The 19,656-nt window shown below is 37.1% G+C and carries 12 protein-coding genes; 6 read left to right on the top strand and 6 right to left on the bottom strand.

Going from position 1 to position 19,656, the window contains the following annotated elements; genetic code table 11:
* Positions 1-202 precede the first annotated feature (202 nt).
* The gene (locus QH639_RS02975) at positions 203-622 is read left to right on the top strand and encodes a hypothetical protein (protein WP_237898774.1); all 420 of its coding nucleotides are present in this window, start codon (positions 203-205) and stop codon (positions 620-622) included.
* A 12-nt stretch (positions 623-634) separates the two neighbouring features.
* Complete coding sequence (locus QH639_RS02980) at positions 635-5,725, top strand: DUF4132 domain-containing protein (RefSeq protein WP_281115643.1); 5,091 nt, start codon at positions 635-637, stop codon at positions 5,723-5,725.
* A 45-nt stretch (positions 5,726-5,770) separates the two neighbouring features.
* Here the strand turns inward: QH639_RS02980 and QH639_RS02985 are convergent, their stop codons facing one another.
* Positions 5,771-6,502 (bottom strand): hypothetical protein, encoded by a 732-nt coding sequence (locus QH639_RS02985; protein ID WP_131522357.1) that lies wholly within the window; start codon positions 6,500-6,502, stop codon positions 5,771-5,773.
* Positions 6,495-7,832, bottom strand: coding sequence for an AAA family ATPase (locus tag QH639_RS02990; RefSeq protein WP_131522358.1), 1,338 nt, complete (start codon positions 7,830-7,832; stop codon positions 6,495-6,497). The genes QH639_RS02985 and QH639_RS02990 overlap by 8 nt, the downstream gene beginning before the upstream one ends.
* Positions 7,833-7,981: 149 nt before the next feature.
* Here QH639_RS02990 and QH639_RS02995 point away from each other — a divergent pair, with 149 nt between their 5' ends.
* From QH639_RS02995 to QH639_RS03010, 4 genes are all read left to right on the top strand, one after another.
* Positions 7,982-8,452 carry a hypothetical protein gene (locus tag QH639_RS02995; RefSeq protein ID WP_281115644.1) on the top strand — a complete coding sequence of 157 codons (471 nt, stop codon included), beginning with the start codon at positions 7,982-7,984 and terminating at the stop codon, positions 8,450-8,452.
* A gap of 525 nt (positions 8,453-8,977) precedes the next feature.
* Positions 8,978-10,726, top strand: coding sequence for a methyl-accepting chemotaxis protein (locus QH639_RS03000; protein ID WP_281115645.1), 1,749 nt, complete (start codon positions 8,978-8,980; stop codon positions 10,724-10,726).
* 136 nt (positions 10,727-10,862) lie between these two features.
* Positions 10,863-14,033 (top strand): non-ribosomal peptide synthetase family protein, encoded by a 3,171-nt coding sequence (locus QH639_RS03005; RefSeq protein WP_281115646.1) that lies wholly within the window; start codon positions 10,863-10,865, stop codon positions 14,031-14,033.
* On the top strand, positions 14,030-14,686 hold the full coding sequence (locus tag QH639_RS03010; protein ID WP_281115647.1) for a 4'-phosphopantetheinyl transferase family protein: 657 nt from the start codon (positions 14,030-14,032) through the stop codon (positions 14,684-14,686). The genes QH639_RS03005 and QH639_RS03010 overlap by 4 nt, the downstream gene beginning before the upstream one ends.
* 79 nt (positions 14,687-14,765) lie before the next feature.
* On the opposite strand, the gene QH639_RS03015 is transcribed toward QH639_RS03010, so the two are convergent.
* From QH639_RS03015 to groL, 4 genes are all read right to left on the bottom strand, one after another.
* Complete coding sequence (locus QH639_RS03015; protein ID WP_281115648.1) at positions 14,766-15,776, bottom strand: ABC transporter substrate-binding protein; 1,011 nt, start codon at positions 15,774-15,776, stop codon at positions 14,766-14,768.
* A gap of 10 nt (positions 15,777-15,786) precedes the next feature.
* A complete protein-coding gene (locus QH639_RS03020; protein ID WP_054548890.1) occupies positions 15,787-16,548 on the bottom strand; it encodes an ABC transporter ATP-binding protein in 762 nt (253 codons plus the stop codon).
* A gap of 4 nt (positions 16,549-16,552) precedes the next feature.
* Complete coding sequence (locus QH639_RS03025; protein WP_009374126.1) at positions 16,553-17,632, bottom strand: FecCD family ABC transporter permease; 1,080 nt, start codon at positions 17,630-17,632, stop codon at positions 16,553-16,555.
* A 353-nt stretch (positions 17,633-17,985) separates the two neighbouring features.
* Positions 17,986-19,617 (bottom strand): chaperonin GroEL, encoded by a 1,632-nt coding sequence (groL, locus tag QH639_RS03030; protein ID WP_004224361.1) that lies wholly within the window; start codon positions 19,615-19,617, stop codon positions 17,986-17,988.
* Between the last annotated feature and the right edge of the window lie 39 nt (positions 19,618-19,656).

Raw genomic sequence — 19,656 nt, forward strand, 5'->3', positions numbered from 1 at the left:
GACAACAATAATCGTACAAATGTTCTATTTTCCGCATAATCTTCAGTAAATTTTCACCCACTTTCTACCCTACCAATCAAGTGTAGCAGGCTACTTTTTGTTACACTTTTCCCAAACTTTTTTACACAACTAGCGTCATATGCCTTATTCTTTTCACTGTTCTCACTCTTGTATAATGAAATTATTGTAAGGAGGTGTTAGATTGCGTTTATTTTACCAGCAAAAAGTAATCGGTAAGAAGTCTCGTAAACTTGAAAAATTTCCATTTTCAATTGAAGAGCCTGTCATCACGTTACAAGATTTACTTGTTCAGCTTGTTACACAGCAGGTACAACAATTTAATGAAAAAATGGTAGATACACCACTTCATCTATATTTAACGGATCAGCAATTAGTAGACGCGGCCCAATATGGCAAAGTACAGTTTGGAGAAAAGAAAAGGGATACTGTACAGTCAGTGGATCATGCTATTTCCACAATGCTTCAAGCCTTTCAGGACGAACTGTTCTTAGTCCTGCATAATGAAGAGCCTTTAGATTCTCTTTCTACACCATTAAACATACAGGAAGATGATGTTTTTACATTTATTAAACTTACTATGCTTGCAGGACGAATTTGGTAGGAGGGATTTTTGATGACACTTTCACATGAACAAAAGACACATTTTCAAACTTTAGCTGATTCTGCACCTATAGCGATACAGCCTTTAGCAGCCGCACTGTTAAAATACATGGACAATAGAGATTATGACATTGAACCACTTATAGCTGCTCAGCAATATTCCTCACTTGGAGAGCTATTTAGTGGACCACTATTTGAAGTGCTTACCTTGTTTTCTTCACAAGAACGTGCACTCAAGATCAAGAAACTAGCATTACATTTTGATGCTACAATGTTTCAAACAGATGCTTTACGTCGATCCTTTCGTTCATCTCAACCAGTACAAGACCATCTTTTTCAATGTTTACAGTTAATAGAAGAGATGCTGACATTTGAGGAAATTACTTTGCAGGAGTTATTAACGAATCATCGCCAATATGAGCATGGCACTTATCCAAACTATAGCTCCTATGTCTTGAAGAATGAAAATGTGAAAGTCATGGGTTTTAATGTTTTTGAACAGTTGCTCGCTGAAGAACTATCATTAGAAAACCCTTCCATCGAAGAAGCAGTAGAGAGTATTTTATTTGATGAGCATCAAAGTAGCTTTTTCGGTCATCCATTCATTCGAGGTATTTTCAAGTCAAGTAATCGTCGTATGCATGATGCACTTGGTAAACTCTTAATAGCAGCTGCACGACAAGAAGGTTTACGACAGGCAATAGTAGAAAATATTGACCATGGCAATCTAGATGCACAGCTCAACATGATGAAGCTTATTCAGGAACATCGCCTAACACGCTTCTCCTCTGTAATTCGAGCAGTCGATACTTGGATGGGACTTGGCTATAATAGCTTCGAAAATCAAAAAATAACAGAGGAAGTTCTTACATTAGCCATCCACGCAATTGAAGAGGACAGCTTTGTTGAGCAATTGTTAAAAAGTGAACGTACAATTGATATTTATGTTGCATTATGGGCTACTGCTACAAAGGACTATACGAAGTTAAATGACCTTGTAACAAAACTCTTAAAGCGTGACAAGCATATCCAACTTACAACGCTTGCCTTTTTGAAAAACTTATCGAAAATCTCCTTTACAGCGCCATTTGTGAAGGATTTAATCTTATCAACAAAAGATATTGAGCTGTTTGCCTTTGCATGGGGCAATTTTCTTTATGCTAATCACCATATTAATAGTGAGTATGCAAGAGACAATGAATGGGCGCAAATCCTTCAAACCTTCATGCAAGAAAACACACAGCTACAAGGGATTGAATACCTCTTATTTGAACAGCTTGAGTGGGCAAAGAATGAAATTACGAAAGATGGACTTATCATTACAGGCAAACCTCTATCCTTTGTCCATGTCCATTTGTCATTAGAAGATTTAATTTCAACACAAATTATTTTAGCGCACCATATACAAGACGAGGCATTATTCCAACGGATTATTGAGCATGCTGATTCTTACTCACCATCAAGTAGAATCGGACTACTGAATATTTATTGTCTTGACCCTGTCACAGAAGGTCAACGTGAATTTTTATTTAATTCTTTACGGGATCGCAGTTCCATCAATCGTTCTCTTGCGTTAAAGAAAATACATGCTCTAACACCAACAGAAGAAGAAATAGCAAAAATTGAAGATCTTTTAGCTAATAAATCAGGTGCACTTCGTAAAGAGGCTATTTCACTCTTAAAAGTTCAACCACAGAACCATCTATTACAAAGTGCTGAAAGGCTGATAAAAGATAGTAAGCAGTTAAAGAGACTTGGAGGGCTTGAGTTACTATTAGAAGCCTCTAAGGAATACAGCTTAGCAAGCGAGCAAATTACAGCTTTATGCTCCTTATTACCAAAAGTAACTAAAAACGAGCAAGTGTTGTTAGAGCAATTAATTACAAGGGATGTCCCTGAGTATAACGAGAGTAATGGCTTTGGCTTGTATACGCCACATCCCCCTATTCAATACGGCTGTATTTCGGATGGAGCCATTCAAATGAATGATGTAGAGCCTTGGCAACAGCTTGCTCCACTTTATGTACAGGCACCTACACCTTTTGAAAAATTCTTTCAATATGATGTTGATAAGTTATTATCTAAGCTAGAGCAGCTTATTCAACTTTTAGATAAACATGCTGAACTAGAATATGAAACATACCAATGGAATGACACACCCATTAGCACTACATTAGGACAAAGATATAGTGTAATGGCAACTAAATCGGATAATCAACGACATGCTAGTCTTGATGCTTATCCTATCCCCGAAGAAATTATTCAATGGATGAAGACAGCATTATTTAGTAATGAGGACTTAGCCTATTTTAATTTTTATCATAGTCTATCAGAATACCCCTCTGCTCATGATCTTTCCGAAGCAGCTCATACACTAATTAAACCGTTCTTCCAATACAAAGATTTAAAGGTACGTGTTGCGCAATTTAATTCCTTGAAATATGACGATACAATTCAACAGATTTTCTCAGTGCTATCCCAAGACATCGACAAAATCTCAGGTGATACAGTGCTACATCAGGAAGCACTTTCATTACTACAAAAGCATGCACCCGAATTTAATCGCTTCGAACAGGCAGTGGGCATAATATTACAGCTATTCAAACAAATCCCTGCTGATCAGTGGCAACTTGATGTTCGAGAGAAGGGTTATTATTACTATCGTTCCACTTCTACCATTATCGATTTAGATGTCATTGAGACATTTGTTGATCGATGCTGGTCTGATTACGCAACCTATGGTGAATATGTAAAAATGCTAGCTATCAATGAAGAGCTAACAAAGCGTATGAAAAATGAAAGCTATAAGCCAAACGTCTACAATTTATCTTTATTCCAATATTTAGACGCAATGAAGGTTGGTTTATTTACGCAAGATCACTTATTTGAGGCCATCTTTACCAATACGCTCGCTTCAGAAATATTTAACGAGCCAACTAAATTACAAGAACGCTATCAACAGTCATTTGAAGATTTAACCGATTTCTTTACTATTCGTGAACAAGCAATTGAACGAATTTTAGCCATAGAGCTAAAACGTGGTGATACGCCTACTGCTGTTACAAAGCTTGCTAGTAGCATTTCTTATTTTGAGGGTATTGATTATTTCTTACAGATTCTACAGGCACTTGACGGAGAAAAGCTTGCGCGAGGATATATTTGGCAGGCAGAAACGAAAAAGGATGTATTCTCCCGATTGCTAACTAACTGTTACCCCAAAAAAGAAGAAACAGCGCAGCAATTAAAAGAAGCATGGCAGAAAACAGACATTTCTAAAGAACGTTTAATTGAAGCTATGATGTATAACCAGCATTGGATAGACCTTGTCAGTGAAGTAATTGGCTGGAATGGATTAAAAGAATCAGCCTGGTATTTTATTGCTCACACAACAGATTCATTGTCCGACTATGCCAAAGATCAAATTGCCCTTTTCTCTAGCATCACTGCTGAGGATTTCCGTGATGGTGCATTCGATTTAGCTTGGTTCCAAAGCGCCTATCAAACACTTGGGGCTAAAAATTTCAAAATTGTCTATGATGCTGCAAAGTATGCCTCAGAAGGAGCGAACCATCGTCGGGCACAGCTTTATGCCGATACAGCTATCGGTAAGCTCAGTCCAAAACCGTTAATGCAAGAAATTAAAGATAAACGCAATAAAGATAAACTGCGCGCACTTGGTCTTATCCCTTTAATAAAATCAGATGACAAAGACGCCCTGACACGCTATCAATTTATTCAACAGTTTTTGAAGGAAAGTAAGCAATTTGGTGCTCAACGCCGCGCAAGTGAGGCTCGAGCAGCAAGTATCGCTCTAGAAAATTTAGCGCGCAATGCAGGGGATGGAGAAGCCACTCGCTTCACATGGCGTATGGAGTTATCTGCCTTTAACGATATGAAGCATTTATTTAAAGCACAACAAATCGAACAAATTACAGCCCATCTACAAATAGAGGATGATGCCTCTGTAGCTATTATTGTTGAAAAAGATGGTAAACGCCTAAAGAACGTTCCTGCTGCATTAAAAAAGCATGCTGATATTGTAATCTTGCAGGAAGCCCGAAAAGACTTACAAGAACAATATAAACGAGCACGCCCAGCTCTTGAGCAAGCAATGGAATTAGAAACTGTATTTTCGATCGAGGAGCTCATTCATTTATTGGCCCATCCGATCCTAGCTCCACTTTTACAAAAACTAATATTTATCAGCGATGATTACGTTGGAATGCTTACACCACAAGGCTTACAGCTTCTATCGGCTGACATTGTGGACCTTGCTCCTTCGTCCTCTATAAAGATTGCTCATCCTTACCATCTTCTAGAAAGTGGTCAATGGAGACAGTGGCAATCCTATATGTTCGAGCACAAAATACAACAGCCATTTAAGCAAGTGTTCCGTGAGTTATATCTCATCAATGCTGATGAAAAAGCACAGAAACAATCATTGCGCTATGCAGGACATCAAGTAAATCCTTCACAAACAGTAGCCTTGTTGAAAACACGTGGCTGGCAAATCAGCTATGAAACAGGACCACGTAAAGTATATTATAAGCAAAATATTGTGGCATCCTTGTATGCACAGGCAGATTGGTTTACGCCAGCAGAAATTGAAGCACCTGCAATCGAAGGTGTTTACTTCTATGATCGACTCACAGGCAAAAATATCGTTTTAGATAATATTCCAGCTGCGATATTCTCTGAGGTTATGCGAGATATTGATCTTGTTGTCAGTGTAGCTCATGTTGGTGGTGTAGACCCTGAGGCAAGTCATTCTACTGTTGAAATGCGCAGTATTATCGTAGAAGAATTGGCTAAATTATTGAAGCTAAACAATGTGGAAGTGAAAAAGCACCATGCTCTCATAGAAGGTAAGCTAGCAAGTTACTCCTTACATTTAGGAAGTGGTGTGGTGCATCAAATAGGCGGTTCCATGATCCCGATTCTTGCTGTACCTTCTCAGCATCGTGGACGAATTTTCTTGCCGATGGTGGATGATGATCCGCGTACTGCTGAGATCATGTCCAAGCTTTTATTATTAAGTGAAGATACAAAAATTAAAGACCCTGCCATATTAACTCATATTCGAAGCTATGAGCAAATGCGCTAATTTAACACTAGATAAAAACAGGTGACGTATTTCGTCGCCTGTTTTTTACTGTACATCTGTTTTAATCATTTCAAATAATAGCGGTACATTCGTGCCTCGTTGCAATGAATGACAATCCTCCATTAAAAATGACCAACTTTTCTTTATCTTTTCCCTATAAGGCAACTCTGAACTGACCGGTAGGTATGCGCTTAGGTATTCCTCAATCGTGCCTGACAGATTGTCCATAAATTCATCTGCTTTTTGCATTTTTTCTGTAGGGATTTCATTGCGCTCATTCCATAAGACATGCTCTAAATTCGTAGAAAAATAAAATAATTGATAAGGTACTTTCATACGGTTAATGCTAAAGTGGTCGTTGGCAATCAAAATTCTAGCATTCTTAGCCTTCATATCATTACGTTGTTCTATTTGTTGTTTACGTTTATCTGACTTCACTAAAATAGCATCCTCTGTATAAAATAAGTTTTGCTCGATAGTCTCATCTATCTTGACGCATTCTGGTGCGATAAAGCATCCATCTGCATCTGTAATATGAACAACAGCAGTTAAATCATTGGCTAAAAATTTATATTTTTGAAGATAGCTTTGAATCACTCGTACAACACTGTTTTTAATATTGGGGATCCGTTTGTGTGCATCCCACTTTGTTAAAATATCTTCACGTTGCACATCAAAGCGTATCGTCGAATTCGCAAAATGAGCATCTAAATAATCCTCTAAAATAATTTGCTCTGTCTGCCCTTCCACAATAATTAAAAGTACTTTTTTAGTCATGTTGAACACCCGCTTTACGAAAAGCACGCTTTATTTTAAATGTTTTGGTTTCCTTATATATCTCTTCGTCCTGTCCACCAAGTTGGATAGCACGTAAATAGACATCTCTAGCGTTATTCACTTCTTTAATACCTTTTAGCTGCATATAACGGTGATGTTCGTTTGTTGTCGTAAACCATAAATTTTTAATAGCTAGCACCTCTAACACACGTAGATTATGGGATGTAAAAATAAGTTGCCCTTTTCCATCCTCATCTATCACTGTTAACAACTCGCCCAACAAATATTCAAATACACCTGAGTCTAATTCATCAATCACTACACATGCATTCGGATTATTGTATACAGCAATTAATACACTAAGAATCGAAATGATCTTTAAAATTCCCTCTGACTCTGTTCGTAGCGGTAATTCCCGCTCCCCACGCTGAGACAAAAATTCAAAACGAATTCCCTGCTCACCATTGTCCATCATTTGCTTTGTAATGATATTAATTTTAATCGTCAAACCAGGAATAATTGCTGAGAGCACTTGATTACTTTGTTCAATAACTTCACATAGAGCATAGAATGCATCCTCTGGTAATAAAGCTGGTCCATTTAAATCATAGGGAATAAGGCCTCTTGTTTTCTCTAAATGAATACTGAATGGCATCATTCGTTCTTCAAATAGTGGGGCAATATTTTGATTATTAACAACATGTAAGTCCCGACTAAAATCGACGGCAATATTTTGTAGCAACTGCATTTCTAACTCAGAAAGTCGTTCCTTTAATAATGGCTTTATATCTTTATGGAATAGAAATGACATATTTTGTTTTCTTGCTAGCTGTTGAATAACCAGTAATTGAATTCGCGCTTGTTCACTCAAATCATCCAGTTTCGATTGACGGATTTGTACATCCCTCTCCGTCACAGCCACTAAAACCTTTGATCGCTTCCCTTTCGTGTTTTCTCGATAGGTAAGGCGCTCCAACGTAGTATATAGTCGATACTGATCCTCCTGTAGTTCCACATAGTAATTCACAAAAAATGTACCGAATTGATTCTGAACTAGAAATTCTACATCCATGCTAGCTGTTTGCTCGCCTGCTAATATAAGTCGCTTCTTTTGAGAGGGCAACTTCACTTCAGCAAGCCATCCTGATAGAAGTGTCTTCAATAAACTAAATGCATCTACAATGGTTGTCTTTCCAGAGCCATTTTGTCCATATAGGCCAACAACATTCGCTTGTAGAAATGTCTCAAAATTTACTGCGAGTACAATTTCACCCTGTCGTACATTTCGTAAATTTTGTATGTTTATTTTTTTTATCTTAATAATTGCCATGTGCTAAACATCCTTTTAGCTTTTTCCCTTATTATAATGAAATTTGTTTTATTTTATAACAAATTAGAACTTAAGCATCCATAGCCTATAGCCTATGACAAAAATCGCAATAGGCATATGTTAGAAAAAATGAAGAAAGGTGTGTTTCATTGGTTTATCCTAGATTAGCCCCTGAAGATTTTAACAGTCAATTTCGCCCAGGTATGAAAATATGGGTAACACTCCCTACTGGTACTTATTCAGGTACATTAATTCGGACATTTGGAACTGGAGGAAGAACTGCTGAAATTCAGTTAGATAATGGTCAAATTGTGACTGTGGATGTTAGTCAAATCACTGCTGCAGGTACAGGAACACCTCCTGGTAGTTCCTATCCGCCGCCATACCCACCACCATATCCACCATATCCACCATATCCGCCTCAACCTTATCCACCGCGTCCATACCCACCACAGCCTTATCCACCGCAACCTTATCCGCCGCGTCCATACCCACCACAGCCCTATCCGCCCCAACCTTATCCGCCACGTCCAGGGGGGCAATATCCTGGTTTCCCACCACCATTAATACCAGGACTCCCTAATATTTTACCGGGTATATTTGGTAATCCACGGCCATAGCAACAACTAGAAAAGGTTATTTCTTTATTTAAGAATAAAGAAATAACCTCTTTTCATTTTATTCCCATAACAAAAATAACCAAATTTCTTTACACATAAGACATGACAAAATAAGTAAAAAGCCCTAACAAGGAATTGAAAATTGGTATTTCAGCCAAATTTTTAATCAACTGAAAATAAGTTAGATATGAGCATACTTCTTTTTTATACTAGGAAATGTATAGCTTTTTGTAAAAATTTAACCTAACAATAAAAATACATAGACTAAAAAACTATATATTAACTATTATTCATAGAGATCATGACTTGAAATAGTAAGTTTTCTGGGTTGTGAATCAATTTTTTTGGCAGTATAGTAGTTAAATGATAGGGGATAAATAGATTATTTTGCATTTATAAATAGTTTACACGCATCTGGACTTCTACGAATAACATCAACATCTTCAATGTGTAGTACATTGACTGAATTATCCATTTATAGTCCTTAGCTTGAAATATTCGCTATATCATATTAGGAGGAAAAGCATGAAAACACGCAAGAAGCAGCAAATGTCTATTAGTAAGAAATTAACTGCAATAGTAGTGAGTATTTTATTATTATTTGGATTAGTTACTTTAGGTCTTTCTTATTATATAGTAAGAAATAGTAATTTAACAGACATGAATCAATCTCTTTCTGACAAAGGCATGATCCTAGCCAAAACCATTGATATTACTACACTAAAATCGATATTAGAGAATCCTACAAATAGTAATCCCGATGCTCTACGATTAACTAGTGAAATGGATGCAATCAATGATAATTCAGATAGCATTACCAATCTATTTTTAATTACAGTTAACGGTGAAAATATTAATGCACCTGTTCTATCATCTAGTATACTTGAACTAGGGGCAGAGTATAACCAAGATATGATTGCAATGGGTTTATCTCCAGATTTCCTAGCAAGAATTAAAGAAGTTTTTGATACAAAAAAAGCAACAGCAACAGATATTTATAGCGATGAATATGGTAGCTATAAAACAGGCCTTACACCAATCTTGGATGAGAATGGGGACATGCTGGCTGCTTATGCCATTGACTATGACGTATCAATGGTAACAGGAAAAGCGATGTCTGAAGCCCTATGGACGTTATTAGTAACGGTTATATTCTTAATTGGTTCATCCATTGCTGTTTACACTCTTTTAAGAAAAAAATTAACACCGATTCAACAACTTTCTTTACAATCTAAAAAAGTCGCAGAAGGTAATTTAGAGCTTGAACCATTACCAGTTACTTCAACAGACGAAGTAGGAACGCTCACACAAAATTTTAATTCTATGATTGATAACTTAAAAAATGTTATTAAAAGTACAACGAATGTTTCTGAGCGTGTTTCAAACACAGCCAATGTTTTATCTGTAAATATGCAAGAAGCTTCCGATTCATATAATAATGTAGCATCTTCTATGCAGGAGATTGCAAGTGGCGCTGATCTTCAAGTACAAAAGGCAAAAGAAAGTACAATTACCATTGAAGAAATGAATATTGGTATTCAACGTATTGCTATGACGTCCAATCAAATTTCAGAATCCTCGATTTTAGCATCAGAGGAAGCTGAAAGAGGGAATGAATCGACAAATAAATCTGTTGCACAAATGAATGCTATTAGCAAAGCTGTTAATCAATCTGCAGCTTCTGTTAAATTACTTGGCGATCATTCCAATAAAATAGAAGAAATCGTAGGAATCATCACAGGGATTGCTTCACAAACCAATTTACTTGCATTAAATGCAGCTATCGAAGCTGCACGTGCTGGGGAGGCTGGTAGTGGCTTTGCAGTGGTTGCTGACGAGGTACGTAAACTTGCAGAGCAATCTGAGGCATCTGCAAGAGAAATTTCTACACTTATTTCGCATATCCAGCACGATACAAACGAATCTGTAAATATCATGGTTCACGCTGTAGAAGAAGTAGATCATGGTATTGTCATGATCAATGATTCAGAAAAATCATTTAGCCAGGTTTTAACTTCCATTCACCATGTGACAGGGCAAATTCAAGAGCTTTCTGCAACAATTGAAGAAATGGCAGCTGGTATGGAAGAAGTAACATCTGCCGTAAAAGATATGGAAGACTTTTCAGTCAATTCAAAGGACAATACAAGAGCAGTAGCAGCAACTTCTGCCTCTCAATTGAATACAGTACAACGAGTTTCTGAAGAAGCTCAAGTATTATCCGAGCTATCTGATGAATTAATGAATGTTGTTAATACCTTTGTAGTGAAATAAAAAATGAAAGGGCTGCCCTTATTAAGGAGAGTTATGTCCGTTAGTTTCTCACAGATCGATTCATTACTGTGGACCTAATGACGATAATCGCTCCTTCATAGGTGTCGGCCCTTTTCTAAAATAGGAGTTGTCATAATTGAATCATAAAAAAGAATTTGATGTACACCCATCACAGAATAATACGCTTTCTTTTGACCAACAAACACTTCAATCCAATAGTACACAATTATTAAACAGAGAAGACTTACTCGCATATCAAACGTTAAACCGTACAATAGCTGACTACGATCAAAACACCACAATACCTGACGTATTTTATCAGGCAGCACAAAAATTTGCGGAACGAATCGCATTATCCTATGGAGGTGGAAAACTTACCTACCGTCAGCTAAATGAACAATCCAACCAAGTTGCTCATATGTTAGTTGCCAACGGTCTACAAAAAGGAAACTATGTAGCGATAGTTATGGAACGCAGTAAAGAAACCGTCATTAGTTTGTTAGGTATCCTGAAAGCTGGTGGAGTTTATGTTCCCATTGATCCGAGCTATCCAAAAGAACGTTGTCAGTACCTATTAAACGATACAGGTGCTCCATTTATCATAACGAAAAACGAACATACAGCTCTACTGAATGATTTTATACATAATGATTCCCAAACACGCACAGTGTTCACAATCAACCAAATGGAGCAAGGATATTCACAGGAAAATATCCAATGTGAACTTCTTCCATCCGATTTAGCCTATATTATTTATACATCTGGTTCAACAGGTAAGCCAAAAGGCGTCATGCTTAAGCATGAGGCTGTCATTAATTTAATAACAGATAATCAACGAATCTACCATTCAACTAAAGAAGATGTTTATTCCCAGTTTATTTCTTTTAGTTTTGACCCTTCTATAACAGAAACCTTTACTGCTTTATTTTCAGGTGCAAGACTTCATATGCTTACAAGTATAGAGCGTTTGTCCATTGAGGCATTTGCTGATATGATCGACCGTGAGCAAGTAACTACCGCTACTGTTCCAAATGCTTTCTTTACACAGCTAGCTACACATTTACCAGTAAGCTATAGAAAAAAGCTTTCGACATTAAATTATTTATCTGTAGGTGGTGAAGCCCTATTGCCTGCCATTGTTCAAAAATGGCAAGACAAATTTGGACTCTCTACAGAAATTATTAATGTGTATGGACCAACTGAATGTACAGTATTGTCCTCCTATTTTAAGGTGAAAAGTCAGATAACAGACATGCAATCTAGTATCCCTATTGGTAGACCAATCGCCAATTATGAAATGTACGTTATTAACACGGACGATCAGCTATGTCCCGTTAATGTAATCGGAGAATTATGTATTGCTGGTGCTGGTTTAGCAGCAGGTTATTTACATCAGCCTGAAAAAACAGCTGAAGTATTTGTACCTCATCTCTTAAAGCCAGATCAAAAAATGTATCGAACAGGTGATTTAGTTCGACTATTGCCAACTGGTGTCATTGAATTTGTTGGGCGTAAAGACTCTCAAATTAAAGTAAGAGGCTTCCGTATTGAACTTGGAGAAATCGAAACCGTATTGAGCAATCATACGAGCATTCAGGAAGCTGTGATCATTGCAAAAAAAATGGCTGATGGGAATAATCATTTATTTGCCTACTATACGGTGGCAAGTGGGATGCAGCTTGAGGAGAATCTTTTAAGGGACTACTTAGCAAATCTTTTACCAGATTATATGGTGCCAGAGCAATTTATTGAATTGCAAGAAATGCCATTATCCCCTACAGGAAAAATTGATCGAAAACACTTAGCTTCATTGGAATTAACTTTATCACGCAGTATTACGTATATTGCCCCAGAAAATGATACACAGCGTATGCTTGCTACTGCATGGGAATTTGTACTCGGTATTGAGCCAATTGGCATTCACGATAACTTCTTTCATATCGGAGGGCATTCGCTAAAAGTGCTCGAGATTCTTGTACAAGTGAAAAAACATATACCATTCTTAAAGATTCAGGATTTCTTCCAATATCAAACGATTGCTGAACTAGATCATTATATTCGTCATTATCAACCAGAAGCGATTGAAGATCAAGACGAGCCAGCTAAAAGCATTGTATTCAAAGACTTAATGGAGCCTAGTCCTCTAAAAGTCTCCCAAAATGTGAAGCCCTTGCCAATGACATCGGTATTACTAACAGGTGCTACAGGTTATTTAGGTAGTCATGTATTATATGAGCTATTAGCAACAACAACTGCGCACATATATTGCCTTATTCGACCAAGCACCCAAACTACGATTGAAGATAAACTAAGAGAGAGTATGCAATTTTATTTTGGCAATACTATTGCTCAGCAGATGAAAGATCGTATTACTGTTATCCAAGGTGACTTAGGGAAGCAACGACTACACTTATCTGATAAAGATGAAAAAATCATTATGAAAGAAATTAATGCTATCATTCATTGTGGTGCAGATGTACGTCATTTTGGTGCAGCTGATCATTTTAATAATGTCAATGTGAATGGAACTCGCTACTTGCTTGAAATAGCCAAACAGAAACCAGGTGTGCATTTCCATTATGTATCGACAATTGGCATTCCAGAGGAGCTAGCCGCCATACAATGGGGACCAAATGAAGCAAAAGGTAACTTCAATTACAATGTTAAGCTTGATAATGTTTATACTCAAAGTAAGCTAGAAGCAGAAAACCTTGTTCGAAACGCTGTACAGGATGGAATCCCTGTCTCCATTTATCGTGTAGGAAATTTAAGCTGTCACTCTGAAACAGGTAAATTCCAACGTAATATCGATGACAATGCCTTTTACCGTATGATTAAATCAATGCTTTATTTAGGTAAAACACCTACCGCACAATGGCATGTTGACTTCACACCAATCAATTATGCTAGTCAGGCACTTGTTTCTTTGGCAAGCCAGCCAGCAACCAGCGGCCATGTCTTCCATTTATGTAACCCTGTATCACTTACTTATTTAGAATTAATCGATATGCTTAAGGAAATTGGTTACGACTTAACAATTGTTTCAAAACAAGAGTATACTGATTGGCTATTAAATGGCGATCATTCAAGAGGTGTACAGGGATATTTATCGTTAGCCATTGCGCAGCTTGAAGGTGATGGAGCAAGTGACTCCCCATTTATCTTCAATTGCAAAAAAACGATAGAATTTTTAGCTCCTACCAAGATTGAATGTGCGGCACCAAATAAAGCCTTTATTTATAGAATGATTCAATATGGCATTGATACAGGCTACTTTCCTGAGCCAAAACAAGTCAATATAAGATGATAAAACAAACTATACAGTTATTTGCACTTCCTCTAGGAGTACAGTTAGCACCACCAGAACGGGATGCTTTCCTTAAAGCACTCCCTTTTGAGGTGCAAAGAAAAGTTCAGCAATACAAGCGCTGGCAGGATCAGCAAAGAGCGTTGCTAGGTAGCACTCTTATTAGATGGGCACTCCTTCCCTATATAGATGACGTTCTGTTACATCTAGCTCATAATGAATGTGGGCGCCCATATATTGCTGGACACCCACATTGGCAGGGGGATTTTAATCTCTCTCATTCTGGGGATTGGATAGTGTTAGCAGTCACCACTATCGGACGAGTGGGCATTGATGTTGAAGAAATAAAGCCAGTAAGTGAAGATATGATGATATATGCGCTTTCTGAGATAGAGCGTCAATTGGTCTCTCATCAGCCTTTACATGTTTTTTATGAGTTTTGGACTTTAAAAGAGGCTCTTTTTAAAACAGGCTTATTGCCAATCCTATCGCCCTATTTGCTTGATACAACTACCATAAAAAAAACAAGACAAGACCTTTTTACTCAATTATTCTATCTCGATCCGCAGCATCCTGTATCCGTCTGCTGGAACACTGAAAATTCTAAGTTAATAACCACAATAGTAAATAAAGAGCAGCTTCTACAGTCATAACAATAATTATTCCTCCGTATTTAGAAAACGCTGCCCTAACGTGTCATTTATTCGACCCGCTAGGACAGCGCTTTTTGTTTTATTTAAATAAGTCTGGATACATTTCTTTTGCTAATGCTTCCATTCCATCAATTGTATTATAGCCATAGCCAAACATATAATTGTAATCTACAATATACATTTGTTTATTTTTAATAGCCTTCATGCTGGAAAGTTTAGGATTCGCATAAATTTCTTCACGTACTTTTGTCAAATCAGAACCATCCCAGTTAGGAAGAATTAATACATCTGGATCTGCTGCAATTAATGTTTCAACACTGACATCGCCTGTCTCATCCTTAAAAATATTATCTAATTTAACCATTTTGAATGCATCATTAAAGAATGTTTCATCGTGTGCTGGATAAACAAAAAGCTCTTTTGGATCATTTGTATGCAAATAGGCAAATGTTTTTTCTTCTTTTATACTTTCTAATTTTGAGGAAATATCTTGTTGTCGACCTTTTAATTCTTTAATAAAGCTATCTGCTTTGTCTTGAACATTAAAAATTTCACCAATATTCTTTATATCTTTATAAATAGAATCATATGTGCCGCCTGTTACGGATGACTCTAAAACATATGTTTTTACACCCATTTCATTAAGCGAATCTACTGTCCCTACTCCCCATTCAGCATTATCAAATAAGCCACCACGACCAAATACTAAATCAGGATCAGTACCTAATGTAACCTCTTTCCCAACATATTCATCACTTAAAATATTTAGCTTAGCATACTCTTCTTCAACAGCTTTATCAACTGCACCAAAGTTTGCACCAACACCAACGATTTTATCGCCTAATCCTAAATGTAATAATAATTCTGCAGCTGGGCGTGTATTTGCCATAATTCTTTCAGGTGCTTTATCAAATACTTGATCTTTCTTTTCCCATGTTGATCCACCTTCAGCCTTTGTAAAGTTCTCAATTGTCAGTGGATAATGCTCTTTTGTTTGTGCTTCCTTAGATGCATCTTTTGATGTGTTACCGCAGGCTGTTAATGTTAATAAAGCCGCTAAACCAATTCCTAATAATAATTTTTTCTTCATGTTTTTCCTCCTACAGTCCATATGCAAAGCCTAATCCATTCGTCACTGGATTAGTAAATGTTTGACATTTGATATGATATAAAGCTTCTATTGTTTCTGGTGTTAAAACTTCTTGGGGTGTACCATGTGCATAGATTTCACCATCTTTTACTGCATAAAGATAATCACAGTAATGTGCTGCCATTTCTAGATCATGAAGAGCTGCTAAAACACCGATGTTTAAACTTTTTACACAGGATAGTATTTCAATTTGATAACGAATATCTAAATGATTTGTTGGCTCATCTAAAATCATAAATTTAGGCTGCTGGGCAATCGTTCTAGCTAAAATAACCCTTTGCTTTTCGCCACCAGATAGTGAAAGAAAACTGCGCTCTCTATAAGATTGTAAGTTTGTTCTTGTCAATGCCTCTTCTACGATGTCAAAATCCTTTTGGTTATCTGACTCTAGCATTTTTTTGTGAGGTGTTCTACCTAACATCACCATTTGTTGTACCGTTAAATCAAAGTGCATTTCATTGAATTGTCCAACTACACCTAAGTGTTGAGAAATCTTTTTTTCGGCGCTTTTTAAAACATCCAAATCATCTAAGAAGACCATCCCTTTTTGAGGTACTAGGCTTTTATAAATGCTTTTCAGTAAAGTTGATTTTCCGCATCCGTTTGGTCCGATTAAGCCCACAAATTGTTGCTTATTCACATGAATGGATACGTTTTTTACGATTTCCTTTTTGCCGATTTTTACTTCTATTTCCTTTGCTACTAATTCCATTGTTCTACCCTCCGAAGTTGTAACCTTTTTTTACAATCATATAGATAAATAATGGTGACCCAATGACAGAAGTAATAATACCAATCGGTAATTCCACATTTTGGATTAATGTTCTAGACAGAATATCAGCCCAAATCATGAAAAGGCCTCCTAAGAGCAATGTTCCTAACATTAATCGTTTGTGATCTGCCCCGAAAATACCTCTTGTGATATGAGGAATAATTAAACCAACAAAACCGATCATACCTGCATAAGCGACCATCGTTCCTGTAATAAGCGAGGTAAGAATCATATATAATTTACGATAAGCACTTAAATTGATCCCTAAGGTGATAGCTGATTCATCCCCAAGTAGCATTGTGTTTAGCACACGATGTTGGAAAAGGAATAATGCAGCTCCTAGTACAATCACGATTGTTAAAATTGGTGTTTTGTCCCAGCTGGCAGATGCTAAACTCCCCATAGACCAGAACGTAACCGTTTTGATGCCCTCTGCATTATTGGCAAAAAAGATGATAAGGCTTGAAAACGAACTACATAATGCACCGATAACAACCCCTGATAAAACCAATTTTACTGAGGTTGCTTTACCTCCAATGCTGGATAAGATAAGCACTGCCATAGAGGTAATCATCGCCCCTGCAAATGCACCAAAGGCTACTCCAAATTGTGCTAACAATGCACTACTCCCAAAACCAACTAGAATAGCAAAGGTTGCACCTAATGACGCTCCTGAAGAAATACCAAGTATGTATGGATCAGCAAGCGGGTTTTGGACAACTGCCTGCATGACAGCCCCACACAATGCAAGACCGACACCAATCAATAAGGCAAAAACCACACGCGGCATTCTGACCTGTAGAATAATATTCAAATAGGATTCACTTTCCACACTATCAAGTGTTCCAAGTTTTCCATTGGATATAGTATGTAGCAAAATATCCATCGATTGCTTGAAAGGAATGCTGACTTGTCCTATTGATACAGAAAAAACGGCAGATATTAAAATAGAGACTATTAAAAGCAAGATAATAACATAATAAATATTGCCCATTCCTATTCTGTTAGCTTCCTGTCTATCCAAAATTTCACCTCTATCTATTAAACTTTTAGTTAATGATAACGATTATCATTTTCATTTTGTATTGTAAGTGATAATCCATTGAAAAACAACAGGAAAATTTTTAATTATAAATTATGCATACATTCAGTAGATAAATATTCCACTACTGGCGGGTTTTAATTCGCTAAAATTATTGTTCCGATAGAAATTAAAACAGCTCATTGTAAATTCCGGATATTATATAGCGAAGAAAATTTAGGGATTTTTATTTAAACTCAGTTCTAATAAAAAATCAAAATAAAAAACCACTTTCCATAAAACTATGGAAAGTGGTCATATTACTTAAAAGATTGTGCTTATAGGCTAACTAAATCTTACATCATTCCTGGCATACCGCCCATGCCGCTCATATCTGGCATTGCTGGTGCTGCTTCAGGGATATCTGCTACAACCGCTTCTGTTGTTAAGAATAGGGCTGCAACTGATGCTGCGTTTTGTAAAGCTGAGCGAGTTACTTTTGCTGGGTCTACTACGCCTGCTTCCATCATGTTTACCCATTCGCCAGTTGCTGCATTGAAACCAATGCCAACTTCTTCACGTTTTAGACGATCTACGATAATTGATCCTTCAAGACCAGCATTATTAGCAATTTGACGAACTGGTTCTTCTAAAGCACGTAGAACGATTTTCACACCTGTTGATACGTCGCCTTCTACTGCTTCAGCTGCTTTTTCTACTGCTGCATAGACGTTTAGAAGAGCAGTACCACCACCTGATACGATACCTTCTTCAACAGCCGCACGAGTTGAGTTTAAAGCATCCTCAATACGAAGTTTACGCTCTTTCAGCTCTGTTTCTGTTGCAGCACCAACTTTGATAACTGCTACACCGCCTGCTAATTTTGCAAGACGTTCTTGTAATTTTTCTTTATCGAACTCTGAAGTAGTTTCAGCAAGTTGTGCACGAATTTGACCAATGCGTGATTCAATTGCGTCTGCTCCGCCTACACCTTCAACGATTGTTGTGTTGTCTTTTGTTACAACAACTTTTGCTGCACGACCAAGTGCAGAAATATCAGCTGATTTTAGGTCTAAGCCTAATTCTTCTGTAATCACTTGTCCACCTGTCAGGATAGCAATATCTTCAAGCATTGCTTTACGTCGATCACCGAAACCTGGTGCTTTTACTGCTACAGCATTAAATGTACCACGAAGTTTGTTCACAACAAGTGTTGCAAGAGCTTCACCTTCTACATCTTCAGCAATCATTAAAAGTGGACGACCTTGTTGCACCACTTGCTCTAATAATGGTAATACTTCTTGAATGTTTGTAATTTTTTTATCAGTAATTAAAATGTATGGGTTATCAAGAACCGCTTCCATTTTATCTGTGTCAGTTACCATGTAGTGAGAAGCATAACCACGATCAAACTGCATACCCTCAACTACATCTAACTCTGTTGTGAAGCCTTTTGATTCTTCAATTGTAATAACTCCATCGTTACCAACGCGTTCCATTGCTTCAGCGATTAGTTGTCCAACTTCATCATCTGCAGCAGAAATAGCAGCAACTTGTGCAATTTCTTCCTTATTGCTTACTGGGCGAGAAATAGCGTGTAATTCAGTAAGTGCTGCAGCAACTGCTTTATCGATACCTTTACGGATACCTACTGGATTTGCGCCAGCTGTAACGTTTTTCAAGCCTTCACGAATAATTGCTTGAGCTAATACTGTTGCTGTAGTTGTACCATCACCAGCGATTTCGTTTGTCTTAGAAGCAACTTCTGCTACTAATTTTGCTCCCATGTTTTCGTATGGGTTTTCTAGTTCGATTTCTTTAGCGATTGTCACACCATCATTTGTAATAAGTGGTGAACCGAATTTTTTTTCTAAAACAACATTACGTCCTTTTGGTCCTAATGTTACTTTTACTGCATTTGCTAATTTATCTACACCTTGTAACATTAATGAACGAGCGTCTTCTGAGAATTTAATATCTTTTGCCATGAGAATTTACCCTCCTGAAATGGAATATTCGTTAAGCTT

Source organism: Lysinibacillus sp. 1 U-2021, assembly GCF_029916965.1.
GTDB classification, from domain to species: domain Bacteria; phylum Bacillota; class Bacilli; order Bacillales_A; family Planococcaceae; genus Lysinibacillus; species Lysinibacillus capsici.